The sequence below is a fragment of the Pseudoalteromonas sp. BSi20429 genome (genome assembly GCF_000238895.1).
Lineage (GTDB): Bacteria > Pseudomonadota > Gammaproteobacteria > Enterobacterales > Alteromonadaceae > Pseudoalteromonas > Pseudoalteromonas arctica.
In genome coordinates this window covers 1-26,593 of record NZ_BADV01000057.1, presented here as the reverse complement: position 1 = coordinate 26,593, position 26,593 = coordinate 1, and the positions used below count along the sequence as shown (strand labels likewise).

The 26,593-nt window shown below is 37.9% G+C and carries 21 protein-coding genes and 1 pseudogene; 9 read left to right on the top strand and 13 right to left on the bottom strand.

Annotated features, from left to right (window positions below):
* Window positions 1–79: 79 nt before the first annotated feature.
* Window positions 80–2,215, top strand: coding sequence for a TonB-dependent siderophore receptor (locus P20429_RS08070; protein ID WP_007584062.1), 2,136 nt, complete (start codon window positions 80–82; stop codon window positions 2,213–2,215).
* Between the two features lie 34 nt (window positions 2,216–2,249).
* Here the strand turns inward: P20429_RS08070 and P20429_RS08075 are convergent, their stop codons facing one another.
* The 5 genes from P20429_RS08075 to P20429_RS08090 form a co-directional block, all read right to left on the bottom strand.
* A complete protein-coding gene (locus P20429_RS08075; RefSeq protein ID WP_007584058.1) occupies window positions 2,250–3,344 on the bottom strand; it encodes a mechanosensitive ion channel family protein in 1,095 nt (364 codons plus the stop codon).
* A 97-nt stretch (window positions 3,345–3,441) separates the two neighbouring features.
* On the bottom strand, window positions 3,442–3,843 hold the full coding sequence (locus P20429_RS08080; protein WP_007584057.1) for a DUF6691 family protein: 402 nt from the start codon (window positions 3,841–3,843) through the stop codon (window positions 3,442–3,444).
* Window positions 3,844–3,846: 3 nt separating this feature from the next.
* Window positions 3,847–4,260, bottom strand: coding sequence for a YeeE/YedE family protein (locus tag P20429_RS20370; protein WP_007584056.1), 414 nt, complete (start codon window positions 4,258–4,260; stop codon window positions 3,847–3,849).
* A 2-nt stretch (window positions 4,261–4,262) separates the two neighbouring features.
* Window positions 4,263–5,522 carry an OmpP1/FadL family transporter gene (locus P20429_RS08085; protein WP_007584055.1) on the bottom strand — a complete coding sequence of 420 codons (1,260 nt, stop codon included), beginning with the start codon at window positions 5,520–5,522 and terminating at the stop codon, window positions 4,263–4,265.
* 325 nt (window positions 5,523–5,847) lie between these two features.
* Window positions 5,848–7,272 carry a sugar porter family MFS transporter gene (locus P20429_RS08090; protein WP_007584054.1) on the bottom strand — a complete coding sequence of 475 codons (1,425 nt, stop codon included), beginning with the start codon at window positions 7,270–7,272 and terminating at the stop codon, window positions 5,848–5,850.
* Between the two features lie 457 nt (window positions 7,273–7,729).
* Here P20429_RS08090 and P20429_RS19620 point away from each other — a divergent pair, with 457 nt between their 5' ends.
* From P20429_RS19620 to P20429_RS08100, 3 genes are all read left to right on the top strand, one after another.
* The gene (locus P20429_RS19620; protein ID WP_033026875.1) at window positions 7,730–8,482 is read left to right on the top strand and encodes a hypothetical protein; all 753 of its coding nucleotides are present in this window, start codon (window positions 7,730–7,732) and stop codon (window positions 8,480–8,482) included.
* A gap of 312 nt (window positions 8,483–8,794) precedes the next feature.
* Entirely contained in the window at window positions 8,795–9,487 is a 693-nt protein-coding gene (locus P20429_RS08095) for a hypothetical protein (RefSeq protein ID WP_007584052.1), read from the top strand.
* A 543-nt stretch (window positions 9,488–10,030) separates the two neighbouring features.
* Complete coding sequence (locus tag P20429_RS08100; RefSeq protein WP_007584050.1) at window positions 10,031–10,441, top strand: immunity 22 family protein; 411 nt, start codon at window positions 10,031–10,033, stop codon at window positions 10,439–10,441.
* A gap of 122 nt (window positions 10,442–10,563) precedes the next feature.
* Here P20429_RS08100 and P20429_RS20365 read toward each other — a convergent pair.
* Window positions 10,564–10,743: pseudogene (locus P20429_RS20365) on the bottom strand (tyrosine-protein phosphatase); the annotation flags it as partial.
* A 90-nt stretch (window positions 10,744–10,833) separates the two neighbouring features.
* Here P20429_RS20365 and P20429_RS08105 point away from each other — a divergent pair.
* Window positions 10,834–13,032 carry an exonuclease domain-containing protein gene (locus P20429_RS08105; protein ID WP_007584049.1) on the top strand — a complete coding sequence of 733 codons (2,199 nt, stop codon included), beginning with the start codon at window positions 10,834–10,836 and terminating at the stop codon, window positions 13,030–13,032.
* 43 nt (window positions 13,033–13,075) lie between these two features.
* On the opposite strand, the gene P20429_RS08110 is transcribed toward P20429_RS08105, so the two are convergent.
* Entirely contained in the window at window positions 13,076–13,960 is an 885-nt protein-coding gene (locus P20429_RS08110; protein WP_007584048.1) for a DMT family transporter, read from the bottom strand.
* Window positions 13,961–14,065: 105 nt separating this feature from the next.
* Here P20429_RS08110 and P20429_RS08115 point away from each other — a divergent pair, with 105 nt between their 5' ends.
* The gene (locus P20429_RS08115; RefSeq protein ID WP_007584047.1) at window positions 14,066–14,587 is read left to right on the top strand and encodes a sel1 repeat family protein; all 522 of its coding nucleotides are present in this window, start codon (window positions 14,066–14,068) and stop codon (window positions 14,585–14,587) included.
* A 2-nt stretch (window positions 14,588–14,589) separates the two neighbouring features.
* On the opposite strand, the gene P20429_RS20360 is transcribed toward P20429_RS08115, so the two are convergent.
* The 6 genes from P20429_RS20360 to dinG are packed head-to-tail and all read right to left on the bottom strand — an operon-like array spanning window position 14,590 to window position 19,427.
* Window positions 14,590–14,742, bottom strand: coding sequence for a DUF2496 domain-containing protein (locus P20429_RS20360; protein ID WP_007584045.1), 153 nt, complete (start codon window positions 14,740–14,742; stop codon window positions 14,590–14,592).
* Window positions 14,726–15,007 (bottom strand): late competence development ComFB family protein, encoded by a 282-nt coding sequence (locus P20429_RS08120; protein ID WP_007584043.1) that lies wholly within the window; start codon window positions 15,005–15,007, stop codon window positions 14,726–14,728. The genes P20429_RS20360 and P20429_RS08120 overlap by 17 nt, the downstream gene beginning before the upstream one ends.
* A gap of 51 nt (window positions 15,008–15,058) precedes the next feature.
* On the bottom strand, window positions 15,059–15,952 hold the full coding sequence (locus P20429_RS08125; RefSeq protein ID WP_007584041.1) for a histone deacetylase: 894 nt from the start codon (window positions 15,950–15,952) through the stop codon (window positions 15,059–15,061).
* 13 nt (window positions 15,953–15,965) lie between these two features.
* Window positions 15,966–16,574 carry a primosomal replication protein gene (locus P20429_RS08130; protein WP_007584039.1) on the bottom strand — a complete coding sequence of 203 codons (609 nt, stop codon included), beginning with the start codon at window positions 16,572–16,574 and terminating at the stop codon, window positions 15,966–15,968.
* A 1-nt stretch (window position 16,575) separates the two neighbouring features.
* Window positions 16,576–17,352, bottom strand: a complete 777-nt coding sequence (locus P20429_RS08135; RefSeq protein WP_007584037.1) for a TSUP family transporter — start codon at window positions 17,350–17,352, stop codon at window positions 16,576–16,578.
* Window positions 17,352–19,427: an ATP-dependent DNA helicase DinG gene (gene dinG, locus P20429_RS08140; protein ID WP_007584036.1), complete on the bottom strand. Its 2,076-nt coding sequence runs from the start codon at window positions 19,425–19,427 to the stop codon at window positions 17,352–17,354. Before dinG ends, P20429_RS08135 begins: the two co-directional genes overlap by 1 nt.
* Before the next feature lie 193 nt (window positions 19,428–19,620).
* Here dinG and P20429_RS08145 point away from each other — a divergent pair, with 193 nt between their 5' ends.
* The 3 genes from P20429_RS08145 to P20429_RS19610 all read left to right on the top strand — a co-directional run bounded on the left by P20429_RS08145 (window position 19,621) and on the right by P20429_RS19610 (window position 25,403).
* Entirely contained in the window at window positions 19,621–21,963 is a 2,343-nt protein-coding gene (locus tag P20429_RS08145) for a DNA polymerase II (protein ID WP_007584035.1), read from the top strand.
* Window positions 21,964–22,204: 241 nt separating this feature from the next.
* On the top strand, window positions 22,205–25,093 hold the full coding sequence (locus P20429_RS08150) for a TonB-dependent siderophore receptor (protein ID WP_007584034.1): 2,889 nt from the start codon (window positions 22,205–22,207) through the stop codon (window positions 25,091–25,093).
* A 67-nt stretch (window positions 25,094–25,160) separates the two neighbouring features.
* Window positions 25,161–25,403, top strand: a complete 243-nt coding sequence (locus P20429_RS19610) for a hypothetical protein (protein ID WP_024593662.1) — start codon at window positions 25,161–25,163, stop codon at window positions 25,401–25,403.
* Window positions 25,404–26,593 lie beyond the last annotated feature (1,190 nt).

Here is a 26,593-nt window from a genome sequence, read left to right as displayed (position 1 = left end):
CCGCCCTTGTGTTGATTATGAAAATGATAAAAGTTATCATTTAGGTTGTTGGCTATCTACACTTCTCCCAGGAATTATCATGTTTAACCCTAATTATTTGGCATTAAGTATTGCTGCGTCTTTATCTGTTTTTTCTAATATAGCTTTTTCACAACAAAACGACGACATTGAAACTATTGAAGTAACTGGCCGTGCCCAGCAATTTTACCTAGAAACCGAAAGTAAAATTGGGACTAAAACTAATTTAGATCTTATTAAGCTTCCGCAATCTGCGCAGGTATTAACCGAGCAACTTATTATTGACCAAGCAGCGCGTGACATTACCGATTTGTACCGATCTATTGCGGGAGTGAGCGAATATAGCTACTCAGGCGTAACTTTTCGTGGTTTTAGAGATGACGCAAATGTATTTTACGATGGTGTGCGTGGCGACCCATATTCGGGCTTTGGTGTACCGCAGTTATTTAATGTAGAACGTGTTGAAGTATTAAAAGGGCCAGCCTCTGCTTTGTATGGCGGTGGCGAACCTGGTGGGATGATTAATTACGTAACTAAAAAGCCAAGCTACACACAAAAACGCGAATTAAAGCTTACTTTGGGTAACTACAATACCCGAGGTGCATCACTCGATATGACCGGTGGTTTAAGCGATACAATGGCTTATAGATTGGGTGGTTATTATGAAGAGCAAGATAGCTTTCGTAACAATGCAGACTCAAAAAACACCGAGCTGACAGGCGGATTGTTATTTGATTTAAGTGATTCAACAACCCTAACCACAAGTGTTGACTACATTAAACAAGACCTAGGCGGTAACCGCTTACGGGGCGTACCGGTAGATGACAACGGCAACTTTTTAGTTGACCCAAGTTATAACGCTAATGAAGCGGTTGATTATCAAGATATGGAAGCGTTGGTGCTTCAAGCAGAACTTAGCCATTATTTTAATGATGATTTTTCGTTAAGTACTACGTTTCGTTACATGGATAACGAGCGAGACCAAGCCTACCATGAGTCGCAAAGCTGGGTAGATGTAAACGGTGATGGCGTTGCCAATATTGACGATGAAACGATTAAGCGTGAATACCGTAAGCAATTTCGTGCCAATAAAGAGGCAAGTGTAACCACCGACTTTGTTTATAACTTTGGACAAGGACAATTAACCCATCAGTTTTTATTTGGTGGTGATTACCACACCGTTGATACCGAATATGACTACTTACGTGCCCGATATGAGGCCGATGGCGTCGCTAATTTAAATATTTTTAATTTAAACTACGGTGAAACCGACCCAAGCACTTATAACCTCACCGATTTAAACCGCGATGGCGTTGATACCGACCGATTTGGTGTATACGCGCAAGACGTAATTAGCATAGGCGAGCAGTGGACAATAATTGCAGGTTTGCGCTATGACCATTTTAAAGAGTTTAATCAAGAAACTGGTTTTAGTTACTCAGATAACGACATAACGCCGCGCGTTGCTGTTACTTATCAGCCAATAGAAAACACATCGGTATATATTAATTACTCAGAGAGCTTTAACCCTACATCGTCAGCCGACCAAGAAGATGTAGAAGGCGAAGGTAATTTAGAACCAGAAACCGGTAAGCAAACCGAGCTGGGTATGAAAAACCAATGGCTCGACGGCAAAATAATGAGCACCTTTGCAATTTACCAAATTAATAAAGAAAACGTGGTAATGAGCAACCCTGACGATACGGGAGCGGGAGATGGAATTGCTGCACTTTTAAATATAGGTGAAGTAGAAAGCCGAGGCTTTGAAACAACCTTAGTAGGCGATTTATCAGCGCACTGGACCGTAACGGCTAACTACGCTTACAACGATACGCAAGTGGTAGACGGCGTAACGGGTGATACGCTTTCAAATACATTTGGAGATGGTTCGCGCTTTGCTAATGCACCACGCCACCAGGCAGGTTTATGGACTCGCTACGCACTGGATTCAATTGACTCATCAATTGCCTTTGGTGCAAATTACGTAAGTGAGCAACTTAGTACAAGTGGTCAAAAAGTAAAACCATTTACCGTATTTGATATGAGCTGGACGAGTCGCTTTGACGACGTATTACTGAGTGTAAATATTAATAACCTGTTTGATAAAGAATACGCGGTTAGTGGATTTAGTGAACGAAACGGCCACTTTCCTGGCAGCCCTCGTGAAATTATTGGGCAAATAACCTACAAGTTTTAATACTTATTTAGCGCGAGAGTTACTCGCGCTTTTTTTAAGTGTCGCCTTGCACCTTTTTATCACTATTAAATTTAGCGGCTTCTTGAGTAGTGTTAATAGCCGTAATAGGGAAGGGGATTACAATACCTTCTTTTTTATAGCGTTTATGCAAGGCTTTTATAAAAGCAGATTTAACCCAAAAGCGATTAAAGTATTCTTTTGCGCGCAGCATAACCGTAAAGTTAATACTTGATCTGTCAAAGGTATGAAAAACCACAAAGGTATTGTAATCATCAACGCCCCATTCGTGTGAAATAAGTATTTCACGAGCCACTTCAAGTGTTACTTGCTCAACAAATTCTAAATCCGAATCGTAATGCACGCTTATATCAACAGGCACGCTTAGCTCTTTTTCAGGGTAAAAGTAATTAATAATACGCGACTTAGATAATTGGCTATTAGGTATAATAATCATATTGTTGGGTAGCATTTTAACCCATGTAGATCGCCAGCCTATATGATCTACAAAGCCTTGCTCCTTAGATTCAAGCTCAATAAAATCACCCACTCTTATGGGTTTATCTATTACTAGCTGCACGCCAGAAAAAAAGTTTTCGAGGGTAGGTTGCAAAGCAAGGGCAACAGCCAGTGATGTAATACCTAACGAGGCAATAATGGGCGTAATAGAAATACCTAACGTGCCCATTAATACCAGTAATCCCACTGACGATAATGTAACGCGTATCACGCCTTTAATTATGCTTTTTGAATTAAAAACCACGGCTGATTGTTTACCATAGTAATTAATAGTGCCAATAATAAAGCGGTCTAAAAACATAATAAGTGCAAGCAGCGCTAATACAATATTAATGCTATTAAAAGGGATCTGCTGAGAAATAGAAGTACTAATAATGAAGGTGTCGTGCTCTAAAATGGTGAGCAGCACAATAATTGTGCACAGTGTTAGCGGCTTAGATATTGACTCTATTAGTAAAGTGTCGAATATAAACGTGGTTTTTGAAGTCCATTTTTTTAGCCAGTACATTACAAAAAAACGAATTAAAAACAGTAGTATAGCTATAAGTAAAAGGGAGGATGCTGCGCTTAACCAAGGTGTGCTGTTAGAAAATTCCAGCGCTTTATTTAGCATAACTTAAACCTGTTCAATATAGTTTTATATATATTGCAGCAAGTTATGTACCTTTGTTTGGGTAAAAGTAGCTGCCGAGTTTAGTCGGCAGCAAATATTATACTTTTTTGGCTAACCACATACCGCCTAAGACGGCTGCAAAAAATAACAAAAACTCCATTTTAAGAGACACCAATTGAACCAAGCCAGGGCCTGGACATATACCACTTAAACCCCAGCCTAAACCAAAAAGTACTGAGCCGATAATTAAGCGCGCATCAATATTTTTTAAATTACTTAAATTAAACGTTCCTGAAATAAGTGGTTTCTCTTTTTTTGCAACCCATAACCATGTAAGCATCATTATTAGCATGGCAACAGCCATCACTATAATTAAGCTTGCGTCCCATTGGTTTCCATAGGTAAGAAAGTTAATCACTTTAGCAGGGTTTGTCATCCCGCTAATAATAAGCCCTAAGCCAAATATAAAGCCTATAACAACCATCATAATTGCTTTCATTATTTATCCTACAAGGTTTGCTGTAATGAAGGCGACAAGCATAAATGTGCATGTTGCAACCCAAGAGCGAGCAGAAAAGCGCGACATGCCGCACACACCATGGCCACTTGTGCACCCATTAGCTAAAGTTGTACCAGCGCCAACTAAAAGCCCTGCAACAACAATAAGCCAAGGCGGTAATTGCAATTCGCCTTCTAATAAAGATGGCGCAAATACCCTTACAGCGACTCCTGCCAACAATAACCCTAAAATAAAGTATAACTGCCAACGAGAGTCTGAATTTGCTTTAGCGAATACTGACTTAACAATGCCTGATATACCCGCAATTTTTCCGTATAAAACCAGTAATAACGTACACGCTATTCCTATTAATGCACCGCCTATTGCAGCCGATACTGGGGTGAATTCTGTTATCATTTTTAAATTTCCCAAACAATAGAAACGCCTAAACCGGTTTGTTTCATTTCGATTGATAATTGTTGATTAGGCGCTAAGTAGTTAGCACCCGTTACTTTTTTTGCTGGCGAATAAAAAGCCATAGCGTTTAATTGTACCTTGTTGGTAAAAGAATGGCTAAAGCCAGTAGTAAAATGCCACTCTTGAACACCCGGGGCTAAAATATTTAATATAACTTGAGAAGAAGGAATAGGCTGCTCGGTGTAAGACACCCCAAAACGAACTTTTTGTTGCGATGTACGCTGCCACTGATAGCCAAGCTTATAAATAGTCATATCGTTCCAGCCAAACCCAGCGCCGGCGTTAGCTCCTAAAGGCGCTGACATCAAGTTATTGACTGGATTTGCAATACTTTTTACTTCGCTGTAATTTATTTTTTGCCAATCAAATACAACCTGATTACTTGGGGTAAGCTTGTAGGCTGCGCCAAGTTGAAACGAACTTGGCAGATCAAATCCGCCTTGCTCTGCAAATAAACCTTTATAGCTATCAAACTCTTGCATAGACACTGATGAGCGGTAACTTGCCCCCCAGCTTAATGACGAATTTATATCTTGGCTAATACCCAGTTGAATGCCTAGGCCTGTGCTTGTATCGGTGCCATTATTTGTAAGCGCTTCTGGTGATTGCGAAAAAGGAGCAAAGTTTCCAAGCCCTTGCGCTTCAAACTGTTGCACCACGTAAATAGGGGATACACCAAGGCGTGTTTGTTCATTCAACTTATAGCTTACTGTTGGGCTAATAAAGAGTTGTTTTAAATCAACGCCCGTCGTACCAGCGTAAAAAGTCCCCTCAGGAGAGGATTCTGCGCCGTACTCGGTATTCATACCGCCGTTGCCATACACTAATAAGCCAATATTTACTTTTTCATTTAATTGATGGCCAATAGCAAACTCTGGAATTGCAAATACAGTGTTGTCGCTTTTTTGTGTTTTTGCTTCAAGATAAAATGCGCCAGGGTAAAAAGTATCTACTTTTGATGCAGTATATTTTCGTTCAGGTGAAAAAAGCTCTAAGCCCAGAGATAGCTCTGTTCCATTAGGTAAAAAGGTTGCTGGATTATTAGCGCCAGACATTAATTCTTCTGACAGCGCTACACCTGCGCCAGCCATACCTTTGTGGGTCATGCCATAGCCGTGAGTAAAATAACCATTAGTAGCAAATGCACTGAACGAACCTAACGTACACGTTAAAGCTAAGCCTGAAATTAACTGTTTTTTCATTTTAGTAAATACATAAAGTTGGAATGGGCGGACAATAGCTAATTTTTGATATTCTAAAAAGGAATTTAAATAGATTAGTTATAATAAAAGGTAATACGGCAATGGTTATATGCGCTAACATATTGAGCTATAGCGATATTTAAGTGTGCAATCGGTAGCTGTACACTTTGGTATTAAAAGCTTGCTGATAAAAGGAGCGTTTACGTATTAACAGCAGTTTAAAATATATTTATTAATTAACGTCTAGCTCATCCAAACAATCACTCTTAAATAACGCCATTGTATGTAAAAGCAAAGCGGCGATTAATATCACCGCTTTTAAAAATTACATAGATTCGAGCGTTTTACCGCGTGTTTCTTTTATGTATTTAACAACAAAAAATATGCTTATAAGGGCCGATAACGCATAAAATCCATAAGCGCCGGCAAGGCCAATGTTAGCCAGCATAATAGGGAAGGTCATGGTGATTGCAAAGTTAGCAATCCACTGCGCACTGGCAGCAACGGCAAGGGCAGCACCACGAATACGGTTATTAAACATTTCGCCTAATAATACCCATACAATTGGGCCCCAACTTAAGCCAAAAAATACCACAAATAAGTTAGCCATAATAAGTGCAAACGTACCCATGTTATCGCTAAGTGCAAGTTTGCCTGCGTCATCAAGGCCTGCACTGCCAAATATATAAGTAAGCGCGCTTAAGCTAATAAACATACCAATACTGCCTATTAATAGCAGTGGTTTACGGCCAACTTTGTCAACTAGGGCAATGGCAACAAAGGTCGATACAATATTAGTAGTACCTGCGAGCACATTTATAAATAGCGATTGCGACTCATCAAACCCAGCGGCCTGCCAAAGCTCAGAGCCGTAATAAAACACCACGTTAATACCCACAAATTGCTGAAACACACTCAGCGCCACACCCACCCAAACAATTGGGTGTACTTTTTTACTGCCATCAATAAATAAATCACGAATACTTGGCTTTGTATCGCTATGCAATGAGCGTTTTACATCGCTTATTTGTTTATCTGCATTGTCGTTTGATATTTTACTAAATACCGCTTTTGCATCATCCACTTTACCTTGCGCCACTAAATAACGAGGCGATTCAGGAATAAATAAAACACCCACTAAAAACAACACAGCAGGCACAAGCTCTGCCCAAAACATCCAGCGCCAAGCGGCTATATCAAGCATTAAAATATTTTGCGCGCTGCCTGCTGCATCAGCAATTAAGTAGTTACTTAAAAAAGCAGCAAATAAACCCAATACAATAGCGAGTTGTTGCAATGTAGCTAAACGACCACGAAGTGCTGGTGGCGCAACTTCAGCAATGTAAGCAGGCGCTAATACCGATGCAGCACCAATACCTAAACCACCAAATAAACGGTAAAAAATAAACTCCGCAGAGCTTTCGCTAATGCCCGACCCAAAGGCACTAATGGCAAAAATAATCGCAGTGATGATCATAATTGCACGGCGACCAAACTTATCAGCCAGCGGCCCCGCAGCAAGCGCACCTAAGGCGCAGCCAAGTAGCACAGACGCTACATTAAACCCCGTAGCCACACTGCTAGAATTAAATGCATTACCCAGTGCCGACACCGTGCCGTTAATAACGCCCGAGTCAAAACCAAATAAAAAGCCACCAATAGCAGCAACGGCCGATATAAATATTACGTAAAAAAGAGGGGTGTTTTCAGCTGTGTTGGCTGAGTGGGAAGGCGGTGTGTGCGTTGTCATTATATGCCCTGAAAGTTAATTTAAATTCAAAGGAGCATAATATCGTAAAGCGCTATGGTTGAATATGCTTGTGCGGGTATAAAGGGATTGGCGAGTATAAATTGAGCCATTTTTAAAGGCTTTAGTTTAAGGGCTTTAATTTAAAGGTATTAGCTTAAAGGCGTTAGATTCAATACTTTGAAATTAAGTAGCGCCTTTTAAATAACACATGCTGAATTTTAATAAACAATGTGCTTTGTATGGGAAGTATCTGTTGGAGCAATATTACTGATCTGTACTTTTAGGTGTGTTTTTGCAATTGCATAAACTGATATGAGGTTTAGTAATTGTTTACAGGTGGTTATTTGGTGGTTAAAGTGAATGCATTATAAAATAGGGACATCTGTCGTTTATAAAGCGATAATTGTTGTAGAGTAAGTTGTTATAACTCTTTAATAATCAAAATAAGGCATTCCAAGTGCAAGATAGAAGTAGCTACGATTATATATTAATTGGAATAATAATTAGAGCCATGCAGGCAAGAGATCATACATTTGATTTCGTTTCGAGGGGTATAAAAGATCTTGAACGTATATTAACGGAAGTTAACTTAGAAGTAAGTATAGCTATGACACAGTCCGCTTCATTTCTTGACTTAATTGAACATATCTATGAAAGAGAAAACGAGACACCTAATGAAAAAATTGATACAGATACTATCGAGAAAATAATTAACGAGTTTTCTGGCTTAGAAAAAGTAGTATTCGCTGAATCGAGTACTAAAAAAACCTACACGATTCCTTCTAGGCGCTATAATACTGAGTTTCTTTTAAATAAACCTGATAAGTTGTTTAAAAATGGTCATTTTGAAAAATTAAGTGAGTTAGCAAAACAAGACATATCATCATCGTCACGTTGTATTTTATTTGGCGAGGCAACTGCTTCTGCATTTCATATTTTACGAGCAACTGAAGATGTTTTAAAAAATTATTATTTTTATCATAGAAGACAAAAAAGACTACCAAAGCCAATGTGGGCTAATATGCTTGAACAGCTAAAAACAAAGAAAAATAATAAGCCACCTAAAAATTTACTGGATTCACTTGATATGATTCGAGCTAACTACCGAAATCCAACTCAGCATCCGGAAGCTACTTATAATATTGATACCGCACAAGATTTATTCGGTGTATGTTTGGATGTAATTGGTAAGATGGCGGAAGAGTTATAACAAAGCGATCTAGGTGATGCGTTCCACTCAGCGGTTTTAGTATGAAGTTTGGTGCGCTTTGTTGGTTCAGAGGATAACATCTTATTGCGGGCGCTATGTGCCTCATTTTATGTGAAAATTTATTCGTGGTCTTTGGTTTATTACTCGTTGCGAAATAAGTTCCATTAAGAAGTTGGATATGGCAAGACTTTAGATACTAAGGTTAATGGTGCTTTTTTTAATAAAGAGTTTGGAGCATGGAATAAAATAGACATCCATCATAAATTTGTACGTGTTACCCCCTTATTTAAAAGTTATATTCACTAGGTGGTTATGGAGATATTGTTATACATATTAGGGGCATTTGTAGCCTATTTAATCTTGCTCCGTTTCATTTCTCATGAAAGAAAGTTGAAGAAGCGTTTCAATAAACCAAAGACTAAGTATTCTGATCTTACTGACTCTGATGATGTTCATATTTCTGGCCGTACAAAGTTAATAGCATCATTAAATACACCTATATTAGGTTCAAAGTGTTGTTACTTTAAAACAACTGTTTTTGAAGTTAACAGATATGGAGAAGACGATATAATAAAGAAGGATTCTGACTGGTCTGAGCTAAAGTCAGAAGTAGGCTCCAGCAATTTTATTTTGGAAGTTAACTTACAGCCCGTTTTAATCCTAACAGCTTCATCTGAGGCTCTAGTTAAGACAAATATTGATACGCATAGTGAACAACTATTAAATACTTCAGAATTCGAGAATTATTGGCTAAACATAAAAGCTATGCTCGAACGCCACGGGGTGAGAGTTTGTAACGTCTACGACAAGTTTGGCAAACGAGTCAAAGAGTCATTCGTTGGCAATGACGAGCCTTTATCTGTTGTAGGAAAGGGTTCTTGGAGACCTGTAACCGATTTTCCCGAAATTCAAAATATTATAGAAAGTGAACAAATTTACGTTGTCAGAGGTTCAGAAAAAAAGCCACTAGTATTTACAAACTCGAATTCGTTACTTTGGGGTTAAGTATAATTCAACGTGAACATAATAAATTAAAGTAGTTACTTAGTTTATAGAGTATTAATTCTTTTTGGAGGCTAGATTGATGCTAGAGACTTAAAGGCTGCCGCACAGCTTACGTTTAACAATATGAAACCCTATTACGAAATGTACGCCGTAGATTGGGATGTAGAAGATATTTATCAAGCAACCACAGGCCTCAAAAACTTTGATATTTTGTGCAAGGGTCAACACATAGGTGTAGTGCGATTATCGTTTGAAACAAAAATTAGAATGACAGCCATCCTAATTAATACGAAAAAAGCTAACAAAAACTGCAAAACACGATGCATTGAGAAAGGGTAGCCCTTTTAACCTAAAATAAAGCCACTCAAGCACCCGTAATTCCTTCCAAAACGTCAATTAAAACAAAACCAAACTCTTTTTATATTCTGCGTAAAAGTACAGTAATCGATTGAACCAAAATAGGAACTCAGCTATGGTTAGTTTATCAATAAAAATAAATAAAAAACGAGTTAATCTAGAGGCTCGTTATGCATAGGAATCATCATGGGTAGATATGACGGACCAGATTTCGAGTGTGAAGATAGAGATGTGGTTTCTATTTGGATTGCCAAGTGTTCTTCGGATGATATTCCGAACGACTATTTTGAAGAAAATTACGGTGGCGATGACGATGACCCTTTCAATCAATTTAGTACGGATTTTGGTTTTGGTTATTATGATCACGACTTTGTGGAAGCGATGGCATTAGATGGTTTATCCTCGCTAGAGGAGATTCTTAATTGTTCTTCATATGGAAAGTCCTTTGCCAAAAAAGCTGCTCTTTCGAGTGAAATTAAAGAAACAGTGCATGTATTTTTAATGTACAACTTTGAATACAAGCCAGAAGTTACAGAAACTATTGAAAGTAACTTCTATAAATTCATAGGCGTGTACGACTATGACCGCAATGCATAACAAGTGGTTAAGCTTATCAACGCTAATTCATAACTTGCATTAAAGTATTTTTCGCACTATTCATAGTGCTAAATCCCCCCCCAATCTCTGCCTTACATCTCAAAATTCTCAAAGTACTCTTTTTATAGCTCTATAGTCAGTGCTTTAGGGCGAATGCCATGTACTAGGTTGTATACCTCCTCTTTTGTGTAACCTGTCAAATTTAAAATAAGTGCAGCGACCAACCCTGTGCCGCAGTTGCCACCTTTGCAATGTATGGCAATGGTTTGTTTTTGTTGTATGGCTTGTAATATGTCGCTTTTTACATTTAGTGCTTATTGACTCTACATTATTTTTATATGGCAACTATAAGCATTACTGATTACAAGTTTAAGATTGAATAATAAGCGCAAATGCTAGATACTGTTTTTATATACAGTTGTGGCGATATTATGAAAAAAGAATTACCAGCAAAATACTATTTAGCGCATTTTAAAGAGCTTATTGAGTTTGTAACAAGTAAATGTATGCATTTACTTGAGCCTAAACATAGTGAATTTATTAGTAAAATTAATCAGCTAGATGAGCAAAGCCAGTGCATGTTGGCGCGTGTGTACTCGCGAAAGCCTTATTTGGTGCAGGCGCAATCGCTTAATTATGAAGAAATAACCTCGCCGCATCAGGCTATTTATACGCTAAAAAAAGCGGGTATTTTATTTGAGCCAAACGAGCAGCATTATTCGCAGCTTTTAGCGCACTTAACTAAGCCTTCTTTGGTTGAGTTGCTAAGTAATTACAGTGAGCAAATAAGCTTTAAAAAAAGCGCCGCTAAAGGCGCGCTGGTGGATATTGCGCGAGAGTTTTTTAAAGCATGCCCACAAGAGCTTGCGCCACTTTATAGCCAGTATGTAATTAATAACCGCAGTGATTACTACGAGTATTTTGAGTTTTTATTTGCAGGCAAACTAAGCAGCGGCGATGTAAATCATCAAAATCGTTTTGTAATGCGAGACTTAGGCTTAACCGCTACACGCGAAGGACACAGCGAGAGCTTGTCACGCTTTGAAACACTTGAAGAAGCGCAATCAAACTATTTACTAAACCGTTACCGGTTAGCATTTAAAAACATTACAGATGAGAGCGACTATGCTGCTTTAGCGTCGCAGGTTTTAGTGCAAGCTACACATGGTGCCATTGCCGTTGTATTAAAAAATAGATTATTAGTTAGGCTTTATAGGCAGCTAAAAACAGTTGATAGCGAACTTGCTTTTAGCTTACTAGAAGGGTGTGTGGATGATAGCGAAGCACAAGAAATTCAAATAAGAGAGCAATACAGGCTTGGCAATAAAGAGTGGGTAAAAGCTCGATTAGAAGCCATTATCGAAAATCCACTTACTGATGATTTACTTTATTTTGCTGACGATTTTTTAATGCGTAAGTTTAATAAAAAAACACGTTCGCGTTTAAGTGCCATGCTTGCCGACACCCAATGCGTGCTAGAAATAGATGAGCTGTACCGAGGTGAAGTAGAGCAGGGCGTAAACGATTATTATACTCGCCAAGGTATGGCTGTATTTAATACCGAAAACACGCTTTGGCAAAGTTTGTTTGGTTTAGTATTTTGGCATGAGTTATTTGTGGAGTCGCCTTATCCGCCATGCAATGAGTTTGATATTTATCCGCAAGTATTAAGGCTTGGTAATTTTTATGAAGCGCAACAGGCACAAATAGATGAGCGTTTAGCGCAGTGCCAAACGTCGCAAGCATTACTTAATTTAGTGTGTAAAAATGCAGCGCGATACTTTGAGCAACCTAATGGTTTATTTAAATGGCATAAAGAGCTACTACAGCCGTTAGAAGCACTCATTTTAAATAGCCCACTTGATGCATTAATTACTCACTTAACCAATATGAGTAAGCATTATTTACAACTAAAAGACGGCTACCCCGACTTAATGGTTATCAATAATAGCAAAGTACATTTTGAAGAAGTAAAAGCACCGGGCGACAAACTTAGGCGCAACCAATTAACCACCATTGATAACTTAAAAAATGTGGGCTTTACAGTACACATTGCCGCGGTTAAATGGTTTGTAGACCCAAACCGTGTTTACAGCGTAGTTGATATAGAAACCACGGGCGGCTTAAAAGGCGGTAACCGGATTACCGAAATTGGCATAGTTAAAGTACAGCACGGTAAAGTAATTGATACTTGGACAAACTTAGTTAACCCCGAGCGTCATATACCTGGATTTATAACGTCACTAACTGGCATAAGCGATAGCATGGTACGCAACGCGCCTGTATTTGCCGATATAGCCAAGCCGCTATTAGATAAACTCGCAGGCAGTATTTTTGTAGCCCATAACGTTAATTTTGACTATGGCTTTATTAAAAAAGAATGCGAGATGGCAGGGCACTTTTTTAAAATGCCAAAAATGTGCACCGTGGTTGAATCGCGCAAAGCGTTTAAAGGCTTAAAGTCGTATTCGCTTGGTAACCTTAGTACGCATTTTAATTTAAATTTAACCAGCCATCACCGCGCACTTGCTGATGCAACGGCTACTGCTGAGTTATTGTTACTTATTCAGCAATCCCAAATTAGTGAATAAGCAGTAAATCTTAACGCAAGAAGTAGTATGCAATTTAAAGCACTTAGCTTGTTTTAGCTAAGTGCTTTTTTCGTGGTAAGAAACCAGTAACCAGCATAGTGCCTACAATTACAAATAGTGCGCCTAGTAATGTATTTGGCCCTATTTGCTCATCTAAAAATAAATGCCCCCAAAATATGCCAAATAATGGAATTAAAAAAGTAACCGTGAGTGCTGAGGTTGGGCCAATATCGTCGATTAATTTAAAAAATAAAATATAAGCAAGGGCGGTACATACTACGCCCAGTACTAATACACCTAGCATAATGTTGGTGCTTGGTATTTCTCGAATTGGCATAAATAAGATAAGCGGTAATACCATAAAGCTCGAAGCCCACATTGAGCCATGGGCATTATCGAATGGGGCCAGTTTAGGCGCATTTTTAGTGTAATGCGATGCAATAGCATAGCAAAGTGATGCACTTAATGCTGCTATTATAGCCATTATAGATTGGCTATTTAATACAAAATGATTTTGCCCAACGAGTATTGCAACGCCTATTAAGCCAAGTAGTAAACCAAGCACCATACTTTTATTGGGCTTTGTTTTCGTCCATAAGACTCCAACTACAACACCCCATATTGGTGTTGTCGAATTTAAAATTGAGAGTGTGGATGCGCTTATAGTTTGAGCTGCGTAAGCAAAAAATAAAAACGGAAGAGCAGAATTAAACGCGCCTATAATAAAAAAGTGTTTTTTATGTTGGATAAACGCTAAGCGGCGTTTTAAATACAAAGCAACAATAAATAAAGTAACTGCGGCAAAGCCAACTCTAAGCTCAATTAATACCGCAGGCCCCAAGCTGTTTGCTGCCATTCGCATAAATAAAAAAGAAGCGCCCCAAATAGCGGCCAGAAAAAATAATCGCAGTAAGCTTGCTAAGGTCATGATAGTATTTTAATTATGCTGATTGGTTTTTAGAATAACAGGGTTTATAAAAAGTGTAAGCCATATTCGGAACTGGCATATAAAAATAATAAATTAAGGATAAGAATGAAAACGTTCTCAGTAGTTTCTATGGTATTTATCACTTTTTTGGGTGGATGTAATTCAAGCTCAATCAACCTTTACAGTGATACCACCATGAAAAAGAATGAATACAATGGTATTAAAGCGTATCGAAAAGGACAGTTTGAGGCCGCTTTCAATTATTTAAAAGAGCCTGCTGGGCTAGGCTATAAAAGTGCACAATACACGTTGGCGTTTATGTTTTTGAAAGGCCAATACTTGGAGCAATCTACTAAACTCGGAATGGGCTGGCTAGGCGTTGCAAAAGAAGCGGGGGTTGAAAATTGGTCTGCGCAATACGATGTATTTTACAGTGCAGCGACTACGCAGCAAAAACAACAAATAGACGAAACAGTTGCGTTGTATATAACGCAATTTGGCGTTAAAGCACAAAATATGACCTGTCGTCGTTCAACTTCGCCTAGGCGTACATTTGGTGAAGTTAAAATTGATTGCACTAAGCACGAAGGTAGCGTTACCGAGCACGACATACAAATAATAGAATAGAGTTATGGCTTTTCTAGCTTTTTTTCAAAGTCGCTTTTAACAATATCGAGTGCTTTTAAGACCTCTTCTGGAGCAACATCGTGTTGCTCTAGTATCATAATTAAATCTACTGCAAGTTTAATATGTGTAGGGGCTTGATCAAGTGGACTTGTCATTTAACTCTTTCTTTTTTGATATTTGGCTAATGGCGACATTTATTGCTGTTTGCACACGTTGTTCCATATGTATGCGTTCTGATTGCGGTAAATAAAACGCCATATCTACATCGTAGCGAATATATCGTGGCGGGAGCTGATTTAGTACCGTACAACAAAAGTCAGCCATTACATCTTCATCATATTTTTCATCAAGTTTAAGTTTGATGATTTCTTCAACTACAATCTTTTCGTAATAGTTGTGTATGTCTTCGTGTAATCGCATATTCCCACCGCTTTAAAATAATCCGTTTAACTGAGTCTATACTAAGGCTTACTATAAATCGATAGCGGCTTTAAATAGTTGTTTATGAACATTAATTAGTGAACTCAAATTACGCTGATAACCGCCACCTAAAGCGCACATTAGTGGGGTTTGATGTTGCTTACAGAAGTTGAGAACAAACAAGTCGCGCTCATATACGCCATTGAGCGATATATTAAACAAGCCTAACTCGTCTTTAGTGTAAATATCAGCGCCTGCATTATACAAAATAATATCAGGGTTATGTATGCGCACGCAAAAATCGAGTGCTTGCTTTAATGTAGCAAGGTACTCATCGTCGGCTGTTTTAGCGGGCAATGCAAAATCGTAAGTGGACTCTTGCTTATTACGAGGAAAATTTTGTTCACAATGAATTGAGCAGGTAATAATTTGGTTATGGTTTTGAGTGATTTGTGCTGTGCCATCGCCTTGGTGTACGTCGCAATCAAAAATTAAAACAGTGTCGGCTTGCTCTGTATTTATTAAATGTGCTGCTGCAATAGCTAAATCATTAAAAATACAAAAGCCACTGCCAAAATCACTATGAGAATGATGATAACCACCGCTTAAATTGAAGGTTAGATCGTGACTAAAAGCCGCTTCTGCAGCTTGAATACTCCCGCCAATTGATAAAAGAGTACGCTCTACAAGTTGTTGCGAATAGGGAAATCCCATCTTTTTAATCGCTTTATCACCTAGAGTCCCATTTAAAAAGTCATCTATATAACGTTGGCTATGACATAGCGCAAGTTGAGATACGGTTACTTTTTTAGGCTCTTGAAAGTGAATAGCCGAAACACCTAGATTTTCTATTTCGGTTTTAAGTAACTTATACTTTTGAATAGGGAATCGATGACGTTCTGCAAGGATAAGGTCTGAATACAATGGATGATAATAAAGCTGCATAGTAAAGTTCGGCTTAACGCAGCTGCTGTTTTTCTACTTGTTGTATTTTGTCCTCGGTGGCAGAAATTGCTTTTCTGCAGCGGCCTAATCGAGCGTGTGTGCTTAATATTTCAAGGTTAAGCTTTTGTGCTTTAGCTGGCGATGCTTTATCCATTTGCATTTTACGCTCTTCAATCATGAGCACTAAACGGCGTTCAAACTCATGGTTTTGTTTTAATTCGTCGTAAAGCTCGTGCGATGATTGCATTATTTTTTGTACCGCTTGCTTATAAACGGTTTGCTTAGGGCGTGGTTTATAATGGCTTTTGTTTTCTTTAACCCAAATAGGCGTTGATTTAATAACGTTGAATACAGCTTGTACCTGAGCTCCTATACGTTCAAGCGCGTAGGTATAAGCATGGCGATGCTCACTTGGCGGTAATCTTGACACTTCGTCTTCTATTTCTATTACGTAATCGACTAGATTCATGCTTTTTGTACTAAAAACTGCGCGGTCAAACAAGCTAGGTTGCGCCTGCATGTAGCGATTTTTAGAAAAAAGTTTAGCTTTATCAAATTGCTCAGCTTGTTGTTTTAGCGTTGCAACTTGTTGACGTAGTTTATCTAAAGCCATTGAATGCATATTAAAAGTAAGCCTCGTAAATTAGTTTTAAAGCTAAAAGTATAACCATAGTATTAAATACAGGGCGAATAAATTTACTACCAAAACGTATTGCTGAATGTGCTCCAAACCATGCGCCTAGCATAATAAAAAAGCCCATTGTTATGCCAAGTAAAAAGTTTACATGTCCGAGTGCTACAAAGGTGATGAGCGATATAAAGTTAGAAACAAAGTTCATTGAACGCGCTAAACCACAATTGAGTAGCAAGTTCATTTTATAAAGCATGCCATTAGAAGCGGTCCAAAATGTCCCCGTACCTGGGCCTGCTAAACCATCAAAAAAGCCTAATGCTAAACCCTGTAGCCATTGTTTTATTTTCATCGCTTTGTTTAGTTTAGGGAGCTTATCGCCTTCTGTGGTACTTAAATTACCAAATAAGCTATAAGCGGCAACTAAAATAATAATAATGGGGAGTAGTTTGTTTAAAAAATCGATACTTAAATGATCAACAATAACAGTACCTATCAATGCACCTATTGCGGTAGCAATAATAGAGGCTGCCCAAAACTTAGGACTAAATAAGTTCTTTTTATAGTATGTATAGCTTGCCGTTAACGAGCCAAAACTTGCTGCTAGTTTATTGGTGCCTAGTGTTAAATGCGGAGGTAAGCCTGCAGTTAATAAAGCGGGCACAGTTAACATGCCACCGCCACCGGCGATAGCGTCTATAAAACCTGCGGCAAGTGCAACAGCACATAAAACAGCCCAAGTTGTTGGATCGAGTGCGAGTTCAAACATTAATAATCTATTTGTCTTTTAAAAGGTGGTAGGGTGTCGAGCATGGCTTTACCGTATCGCTTAGTAACTAAGCGCCTATCGAGAATAGTAATACAGCCTTCATCACTCTCTTTTCGCAGCAGTCTACCACAGCTTTGTACCAATTTCTTTGCGGCGTCTGGCACGGTAATCGTTAAAAACGGGTTGCCGCCTTTGCTTTGTACAAATTCTGCTTGCGCTTCTTCTATAGGCGAAGTAGGTACAGCAAACGGGATTTTAGTAATTATTAAGTTCTCTAAATATTTACCAGGTAAATCAAGACCTTCCGAAAGGCTTTGTGTTCCAAATAAAATACTGCCTTTGCCTTCGTCTACATTTTTAGTGTGTAATTTAAGCAACGCTTCTCGCGACATCTCACCTTGTACTAATAAGTTAAAACCTTTTGTTCTAAGAAACTTTGTTACGTGGTCCATTTGCCAGTAAGAAGCGAATAGTACAAGGTTCGCTTTTTTATCATTTAGGTACTCTGGTAAAGTTTTAGCTAGGTGATCACTAAAGTCTTTATCGGTAGGTTCTACTTTAGATACCGGAATACGTAAAGTGGCTTGTTTTGGGTAATCAAAAGGAGAAGGTACTTTAATAAATTTAACGCCTTCTTCTTTAGCAAGCCCTGTTTCGTAAGCAAAGTGATCAAACGAGCCAAGTGCACTTAATGTAGCAGAGCACAAAACAGCGCCCGCGCATTCTCGCCATAATTTATCTTTTAAGTAATAACCGACCTCGATAGGGCAGTCGCTTAATAAGTGGTCGTGATGGCTTTTGTATTCAAGGCGTTTTATCCACCGTGCATGAGGAGCACCTTCGCCTTTTTTTGCGTAACTAAACCATAGTTTGTTTAGCTGCTCTAATCGGTTTATATATTGCCCGCTTTCGCCTAGTATTGGGTCGGCAACGTAAGGTTTTATGTCGCCATCACTTACATCTTGGGTAAGGGTGTCGTGCATTTTGTTTAAACAGCGCAGCGCATCTTGCGTGGCTTCGCTTATATCTTTTGCTTTACTGTGCAGCGATTGTGGAATTTCACCGTGTTCAAAGCGATAAGTATCGTCTTTTGAGTATTCAAAGTCGGCATTATCAAGAATATCGCGAACTACTTTTAAATCTTTATTCGCGTCGTTAATACTGTCGCAAAGTTTAAAGTTTTGCCCAATAGCTCTTTGCCCCACTAAAACCTTCGCCATTTTCCCGCTAAACTTGGTGAGCTTATCAAGCCACTCTATCGTGCCTTTAATTGTTGCAGCAGCCGATGAAAAGTCGCGTGTTATATGTGCTAAATGGTGCGCTTCATCAATTACATAAATGGTGTTGTCGGGCTCTGGTAAAATTTTACCGCCGCCTAGGTCTAAATCAGCAAGTAATAAAGAGTGATTAATTACCAGTACATCCATTTGCATTAATTGATTACGAGCAAGCTGAAACGGACATGTTTGATGGGCCTTCATTTGGCGTTGGCATGAATGTTTATCGCACGCTATTAAATTCCATACTCTGTCGGGTACGGTATCGGCCCAACTGTCTCTATCGCCTTGCCATTTTTTATTCACATAGGCGTTATATAGCTCATTCAAACACTTGGTTTCCATTGCGCTCAATGGTGAAGTAAGCGTTGGCATAAAGTCCATTTGTGTTTGGCTATCGCCGTTTACAGCATTATGTAATTTGTGGGCACAAATATAACGATGGCGACCTTTTACTAAATCAAATTTAAAGTCGAGGCCTGAATGCTTTTTAAAAAATGGGAGTTCTTTTGCTATTAATTGTTCTTGCAGTGCAACCGTTGCGGTAGAAATAACTAGCTTCTTTTTTTGCGCTAAGGCAAGCGGTAATGCGCCTAAACAATAGGCAAGAGACTTACCTGTACCGGTGCCTGCTTCAATTACGCAAATGCGCTGCTTTTTATGGTATTCGCCAGCAAGCGTTTTTGCTATTTCGGCTACAAGGTAGTTTTGACTGCTACGAGGGCGATAATCGTTTAGGTTACTAGCCACATGCTGGTGTACTTGCCTAATTGTTTTTTTTAGTGAGTCAGAAAGCATGGGATGATTTACCTAAAGTATGTATATAATTACAGTGCTATGGATTTTAGAGTTATAAGAGTGTAACTACAAGAAGTGATGAGATTAATTTAGCAAATAAAGTATCTGAGTGTTTATTTAGGTTGAATGTATGGCTTTAAAGCATTTTGAATTAAGTAAAAACTTACATATATATGAATAAGGTTTAGTAATAATGTACTTAACAGCCGGTTTTATTGTTTCTTCTCATGCTTATGATACTGCTAACGGCATCTGCTACGAAGCGTGGTTTTGTAGTGATAAAGGGCCTATAAAAACAGTATCAGCTAACGAAAATGCGCTGTTTTTTATCAAAAGTAAAGATGCTGAAATAGCGCATAAAATATTAGCAGCTGAGTCACTTATCTTTAATATTAAAAGTCTTGAGTTAAAAAACTTTCAGCAAGAAGATATGTCGGCCTGTTACTTCAAATCACTAAAGCATTTTTATTCTGCTGCTAAAGCTTTAAAGCAACGTGGAGTTGTATTATTTGAAGAAGATATTCGACCAATAGAGCGCTATTTAATGGAGCGCTTTATAAAAGGAGGTGCTTGGGTAACGGGTAATGTTTTTTATCAAAATGGTTATACATTAGTAACAGAGGCAAAATTAAAAGCAAATGATGAGTATTCCCCAACTCTTAATAAGCTGTCGTTAGACATTGAATGTAACGAAAGTGGCGTTTTGTTTTCTGTTGGACTTGTGGGCTGTAATTTAGACTGTGTTTTAATGATTGGCGAGCCAGATAGAGAAGCTGAAAACCTAGAGTTTGATATTATTTGGTGTGTAGATGAGGCTGAGCTGTTAAGGGGGGTAGAGCATTTTATTAAGCTTAGCGATCCTGATGTCATAATTGGGTGGAATGTAATTGAGTTCGATTTTCCGGTTATTCATGAAAGAGCTGAAGCACTAGGCATTAAGTTATTACTGGGTAGGGGAGATCAACCTTTATATGTTCGCAAAGGACACTTTACTCGAGTATCGATCCCTGGGCGATGTGTGGTTGATGGAATAGACACTTTAAAAAATGGTACATATAGCTTTGAGAGTTTTTCTTTAGCTAATGTTTCAAATCAAGTGTTGGGTGAGTCCAAATTAATCGACACGGCTAATAGTCTGCAGGAAATTATTAGGCAATTTAATGAAGATAAGCTTTCTTTAGCAAAATATAATCGACAAGATTGTATTTTGGTAAATAAAATTTTTGATAAATTAAAGCTACTCGATTTTTCTATTATAAGAACAAAGCTCACAGGATTAGAGCTTGAAAAAAAGGGCGGCTCTGTCGCTGCTTTTATTAATATGTATTTACCACTACTGCATCGCAGCGGTTATGTTGCCCCTAATATGGGCGATCATGGACTTACATTTGAAAGCCCAGGCGGTTATGTAATGGAGTCTATTCCTGGGCTTTATAAAAATGTCATTGTTTTAGATTTTAAAAGCTTGTACCCCAGTATTATGCAAACTTTCTACATTGATCCACTCGGACTGATAGAAGGTTTAAAAAATCCAAACCAAAGTGTGCAGGGTTTTAATAAAGCCCTATTCTCGCGAGACAAGCATCACTTACCTTTACTTGTTAAAAGCTTAGCGTCCCAAAGGCAGCTCGCCAAAGACAATCAAGATCAAATGCTTTCTCAAGCAATAAAAATAATAATGAATAGCTTATATGGTGTTTTAGGCTCAAAAGGGTGCAGGTTTTACGATCCCAGGTTATCTAGCTCTATTACATTAAGAGGGCACGAAATAATGCTACAAACTAAAAAATGGATAGAAGAGCTTGGTTATAGCGTTATTTATGGTGATACCGATTCTACATTTATTAAGTTGGATGATGATTTAACCCACGACGAGTGTAATGAAATTGGCGTGTTTTTAGCTAAAAAGATAACTACAGATTGGATTAACGAGATTAAACAAACGCACAACTTAACAAGTCATTTAGAAATAGAATTTGAATCTCTTTATAGCCCTTTCTTTTTGCCAACCATAAGGGGAAAGCTAGTTGGCTCTAAAAAGCGCTATGTCGGTAAATTAATTAAACCAAACGAATCAAAACTAGTATTTAAAGGATTAGAAACAGTAAGAAGTGATTGGACTAAACTTGCTCAACAATTCCAGTTCGACCTATTTACTAGTCTTTTTGATGGAAATTTAAATATAAATGACCTTGTTAAAGACTATACAACAAAGTTATACCAAGGTGATTTTGATCATTTACTCATTTTTAAAAAGAGATTAGGTCAAAACTTAATCGATTATAAGAAAAATATCCCCCCTCATGTTCAAGCAGTTAAAAAACACCAGAAAAAAAATAGCGAATTTACGGTCAATAGAGGTGAATTTGTTACATTTGTTTACACAACTGCTGGAGTTGAACTGTATCAAGGCTTTCATAGCTATGACTATGCAATTTATGTAGAAAAACAGATTGTACCATTAATTGAAATGGTTGATCTTGTTTCGCACTCAAGTGTTTCTTTTGGGTTAAATTTACAAGAGAAACTTTTTTAATAACACCATAAATAGCAACATATCTGTGTTTTCATACTGTCCACATCTTATTTATTCTAGTTTATTGCGATTTTAATTATTATATTCGCAAATATTTCTTTTTCCGCAAAGATTTGTTAACTTTTTGTTGGCTTTTTGGTTGTTTTTGTTTATTATTTGCTTTAGTTACTGTTAATCTTATGTAACTAAAATAATTAAATAATGATTACTACTATAAAGTAGTGACACCAGGGAGAATCAAATGTTAAACAATCAAGTAGCTAAAGCAGTGCGTGTCGCACTTGCATTTGGTGCAGCTTCAACAGCTGTATTTTCAGGTAATACAATGGCAGCCGAAGGCGCCGATAAAGTAGAAAGAATTGAAGTAACTGGTTCACGTATCAAAAGAACTGATATGGAAGGTGCGAATCCAGTACAAATATTAACACGCGATGACCTAATTGCTTCAGGTATTGGTAACGTAGGTGACATTCTTCAAGAAATTCCTTCAGTTGCTGGTGCGGGTACTAATGCTTCTGTTAATAATGGTGGCTCAGGCGCGGTGCGTGTATCTTTACGCGGTTTGGGTTCTTCAAGAACGCTAGTATTATTAAATGGCCGTAGAATGGTTGCGTCGGGTAGCGGTGCAAACTCTTCTGTAGATTTAAGTACAATCCCTACAGCAATTATCAAGCGAGTTGAAATTCTAAAAGACGGTGCTTCTGCAATTTACGGTTCAGATGCTATTGGCGGTGTAGTTAACGTTATTACACGTGATGATTTTGAAGGTTTTGAAGCTACAGCAAGTTACGATGCTTCGACACATGGCGGTGATGGCGAAACTAAAAGCTACGATTTTACTGTAGGTTTAACAAGCGATAAAGGCAGCGTGGTAGCTAGTGCATATTACGTTCAGCAGGGTTCTCAGTCTTCTGGTGATAGAGACTGGTCTAAATTTTCTTTAGACATGGATCATACAGGTGAGCTTTCTAAAGGTGGTTCTTCAGCTCCACCATGGGGTCGTTACAACGGTATTGATGGTTCAGTAGCTGGTGAAGATTGTTCTTCTTTTACTCACGGTGCAGCTAATGGTCCTGGTCAATCAGATCCAAGCGATTTTTCTAATCCAACTGGTTATGATTGTTGGGATTGGGATAAAGATACTTACAACTTTGCGCCTGTAAACTTTCACTTAACTCCGGCTGAGCGATATGGCGTATTTGTTCAGAGTAACTATGAGTTTTCTGATCATGTTCGTTTCTTTTCAGAAGTTAGTTTAAACCGCCGTATTTCAGATACTAAGCTTGCTCCATTACCTCTAGCACCACTTGCGTTCTTTGGTGTGACAAATGCAAATTATTCTGCAGATAACTACTATAACCAACAATTTGGTCCTAAAGACAGAAATGGTGACTCAGTTGAGATTTCTGATTGGCGCCGTCGTATGGTTGAAACTGGCGGTCGAGATACTCAATTTCGCGTAGATACAGTTCGCGCAGTAGTTGGTTTTGAAGGCGATATCAATGACGATTGGGGTTATGAAGTTTCATACATCTTTGGTTCAAGTGATTCTACAACTAAACGAGCTGGCGGCGTAAACTTTGAAAAAGTTTCACAAGCCGTAGGTCCTTCATTCCAAGACGTTGACGGTAGCATTGTATGTGGAACTGTAGATGATCCTATCGCTGGTTGTACATCATTAAATGTATTTGGTATCCCAGGAACTGATACTCAAGTTACTCAAGAAATGTTAGATTTTATTTCGTTTGAAGCTCACGATTTTGGTTCAAACGAACAGCAAATTATTAGTGGTAGTGTATTTGGTAGTGCATTTGAATTACCAGCAGGTAGTTTAGGTATGGCATTTGGTTTAGAACATCGTGAAGAGAAAGGTGGTGATTTCCCTGATGCACTAATAGCATTAGGAATTACATCTGGATCTAGCCGTCAAGAAACATCAGGCAGCTACACTGTAGATGAGGCTTATGCTGAGTTTAATGTACCGCTATTATATGACGCACCTTTTGCAAAAGTGTTAGAGCTAGATTTAGCAATTCGTTATTCTGATTATGATACTTTTGGCGATACTACAAACCATAAAGTAGGAATTAAATGGTCTCCTATGGACGGCCTTATGTTCCGAGGAACATCATCTACTGCATTTAGAGCACCTTCAACTTCTGATTTATTCTCTGGCGCATCAGATAATAGCCCTGAAGTTTCGGACCCGTGTGCTACTAACCCTACATCATTCTGTATAGCTGACGGCGTACCAGCAGCTGGTTTTGAACCTATTGGTGACCAATTATCTTCTACTCTTGGTGGTAACCCAGAGTTGCAACCAGAAGAAGCTGATATATTTACAGTTGGTGTAGTTTATAGCCCTGAGTTTGTTGATGGTTTATCTTTCACAATCGATTACTGGGATATCGAGCTGGAAAATGCAATTAGCTCTGTAGGCGAGCAGTTAATTTTAAACAAGTGTGCTGAAAGCGGTACATACTGTGATCAAATAACTCGTTATACATCAGGTATTTTAGCTGGTAACTCAAGTGACATTGATAACAGAAACATAAATGTTGGTGGTGTAGAGTCATCTGGTTACGACTTTAATGTTGCTTATACAACTGATACGTCAATTGGTTCATTATCAGCAAGTTTAGATGCAACTTACTATGACGACTACACAATAACTCAAGCCGACGGTTCAACACTTCAAAATGCTGGCTACTACCGCCGAAATAGTGGTGATGGTAACTTCCCTGAGTGGAAAACTAACTTCAATGTATCGTTAGCTCAAGAGAATTGGTCTGCAACTTATGCATTGCGTTACATTGGTGAAGTTGAAGAAAACTTTACAAATATTGACCCAGATGATTTAGCTGATGTTAACTCTTCATTTAGAACTGAAGCCGTAAATATCGGTGGTACTCTTGATTCTTATGATGTTATTAGAACCGTTGACTCACAAGTAATACACAATGTTCGCTTTAGTTACTTCCTTGATAACTACACAGCTACTGTTGGTATTAATAACGTATTTGATGAAGATCCTCCGTATGCAGCAACAGGGTTTAACGATAATACAGACCCTCGTACTTACAATACAACTGGTCGTCATATATTCTTGACTCTTAACGCTAAGTTCTAGAGTTCAGAAAAACAATAATAAAGCGCTAATATTTATAATATTAGCGCTTTTACTTTAAGGGAATAAAATGAAAAAGCTAATCGTAATAATCATTTCAAGTTTACTATTTCTATCTGGTTGTAGTTCACTGAGTGAAGACTCTCTAAGCAGTAATGAAAATATGGTATGCGAAAAAATAGCGGTGACAGGTAGTAATATTAAAAAGCGTACATGCATGTCAAAAGAGTTGGCAGAAGAAAGACGCAAAAAAAACCAAGAGGCAATGAGAGAAATTAACAAAAGAGGAAATATTTACCAAGATAGGAACTAATTTTACTACTAAGTTTAATTGCAATACTTTAACTTATGTTTGAAATCTTGACGTGTTAGTACTAATAATAATGCGGACAGGTTATCTATATTAAGTAAACTATTTGCTATTAAACTTACCCCTCCTCCAGGCTACATTATTTCATTGAATTTCGACTATCTGCCAAACCTTGTTAACGTGGTAACTTTGTATTTAGTTGGTGTTTTATCGTATTTCAATAACGTATGTTTTACAAAAATATTATATATTATGTATCTCTTAGTGAAATCAAGTGGTTGATTTGATGGCAATAAGTTTTTTAAGTGTTTGTCGTGATTTATAATTCATAGCTTATTTATTCTGAGTAACCATAAACTTTAGTTGTTCTATTTCTAGCGATAATCATTGTAGAGGCTCCCGGCAAAAGTATCTGTAAATATGAATATAGAGGGTATCCAGCATTACACTTAATAGGGGGCAACTCTTCTTAAGTACATTCAATATTAACAGTTAAGGCCGTATCAGATACATGTAGCTTATCTGATAATTTTGGATGTTTTAACTTTGATTTACCGGTTAATGTGATACTCAAGTGAATGTTACCAAATTAGTAAATAAAGAGATGGTTTCAATATTATTAGAACAAGTATTAAGGAATAATGTTGGCCAGTTAATAACCAAATGTTCAAGCACTACCTTCACAATTGAGTTCATAATTTCCTCTCATTAAACAAACACTCATCAGTCGATGCTCTTTTCGAGTATAAAAATGATAATGAACATTTTTTACGACATATCAAAGAAAGTTTATTTATGATTTGCAGCTGGCTAGCTCAATAAATCAGGTTAAACACGATGTAGGCCAAATTACAAAATAATATAACCAAACTTATAATCTGACATGTGTACCCAATAGTTCTAAACTGAATTTTTCAAACAAATTAAATGCAGGCAGTAGTAGGTATTTACATAAAAGCCACACAGGTAGCTTGGTTATAATCTGCCTATCCTAAAAAGATCAGGATAAAGTTTAAGTGATTACTTCAAAAGGTTTTTTCCACATATCTAAGTTAAAAAACATAAAATTTACAACTCAGATTGCAAAATAAGGAAGGAGTAAGTAATTATGTATGTTTACACATTAATTGGGTCCATTCCTATAATAAATTTTACAAGCATACTAATTCCTATAATAAATTTTACGAGCATAC

Bases quoted from the DNA above. Each gene is read 5' to 3' on its own strand.
- P20429_RS08070 (WP_007584062.1), top strand. From the start codon at position 80: ATGTTTAACCCTAATTATTTGGCATTAAGTATTGCTGCGTCTTTATCT.
- P20429_RS08075 (WP_007584058.1), bottom strand. From the start codon at position 3,344: ATGCTAAATAAAGCGCTGGAATTTTCTAACAGCACACCTTGGTTAAGC.
- P20429_RS08080 (WP_007584057.1), bottom strand. From the start codon at position 3,843: ATGAAAGCAATTATGATGGTTGTTATAGGCTTTATATTTGGCTTAGGG.
- P20429_RS20370 (WP_007584056.1), bottom strand. From the start codon at position 4,260: ATGATAACAGAATTCACCCCAGTATCGGCTGCAATAGGCGGTGCATTA.
- P20429_RS08085 (WP_007584055.1), bottom strand. From the start codon at position 5,522: ATGAAAAAACAGTTAATTTCAGGCTTAGCTTTAACGTGTACGTTAGGT.
- P20429_RS08090 (WP_007584054.1), bottom strand. From the start codon at position 7,272: ATGACAACGCACACACCGCCTTCCCACTCAGCCAACACAGCTGAAAAC.
- P20429_RS08095 (WP_007584052.1), top strand. From the start codon at position 8,795: ATGGAGATATTGTTATACATATTAGGGGCATTTGTAGCCTATTTAATC.
- P20429_RS08100 (WP_007584050.1), top strand. From the start codon at position 10,031: ATGGGTAGATATGACGGACCAGATTTCGAGTGTGAAGATAGAGATGTG.
- P20429_RS08105 (WP_007584049.1), top strand. From the start codon at position 10,834: ATGCTAGATACTGTTTTTATATACAGTTGTGGCGATATTATGAAAAAA.
- P20429_RS08110 (WP_007584048.1), bottom strand. From the start codon at position 13,960: ATGACCTTAGCAAGCTTACTGCGATTATTTTTTCTGGCCGCTATTTGG.
- P20429_RS08115 (WP_007584047.1), top strand. From the start codon at position 14,066: ATGAAAACGTTCTCAGTAGTTTCTATGGTATTTATCACTTTTTTGGGT.
- P20429_RS20360 (WP_007584045.1), bottom strand. From the start codon at position 14,742: ATGACAAGTCCACTTGATCAAGCCCCTACACATATTAAACTTGCAGTA.
- P20429_RS08120 (WP_007584043.1), bottom strand. From the start codon at position 15,007: ATGCGATTACACGAAGACATACACAACTATTACGAAAAGATTGTAGTT.
- P20429_RS08125 (WP_007584041.1), bottom strand. From the start codon at position 15,952: ATGCAGCTTTATTATCATCCATTGTATTCAGACCTTATCCTTGCAGAA.
- P20429_RS08130 (WP_007584039.1), bottom strand. From the start codon at position 16,574: ATGCATTCAATGGCTTTAGATAAACTACGTCAACAAGTTGCAACGCTA.
- P20429_RS08135 (WP_007584037.1), bottom strand. From the start codon at position 17,352: ATGTTTGAACTCGCACTCGATCCAACAACTTGGGCTGTTTTATGTGCT.
- dinG (WP_007584036.1), bottom strand. From the start codon at position 19,427: ATGCTTTCTGACTCACTAAAAAAAACAATTAGGCAAGTACACCAGCAT.
- P20429_RS08145 (WP_007584035.1), top strand. From the start codon at position 19,621: ATGTACTTAACAGCCGGTTTTATTGTTTCTTCTCATGCTTATGATACT.
- P20429_RS08150 (WP_007584034.1), top strand. From the start codon at position 22,205: ATGTTAAACAATCAAGTAGCTAAAGCAGTGCGTGTCGCACTTGCATTT.
- P20429_RS19610 (WP_024593662.1), top strand. From the start codon at position 25,161: ATGAAAAAGCTAATCGTAATAATCATTTCAAGTTTACTATTTCTATCT.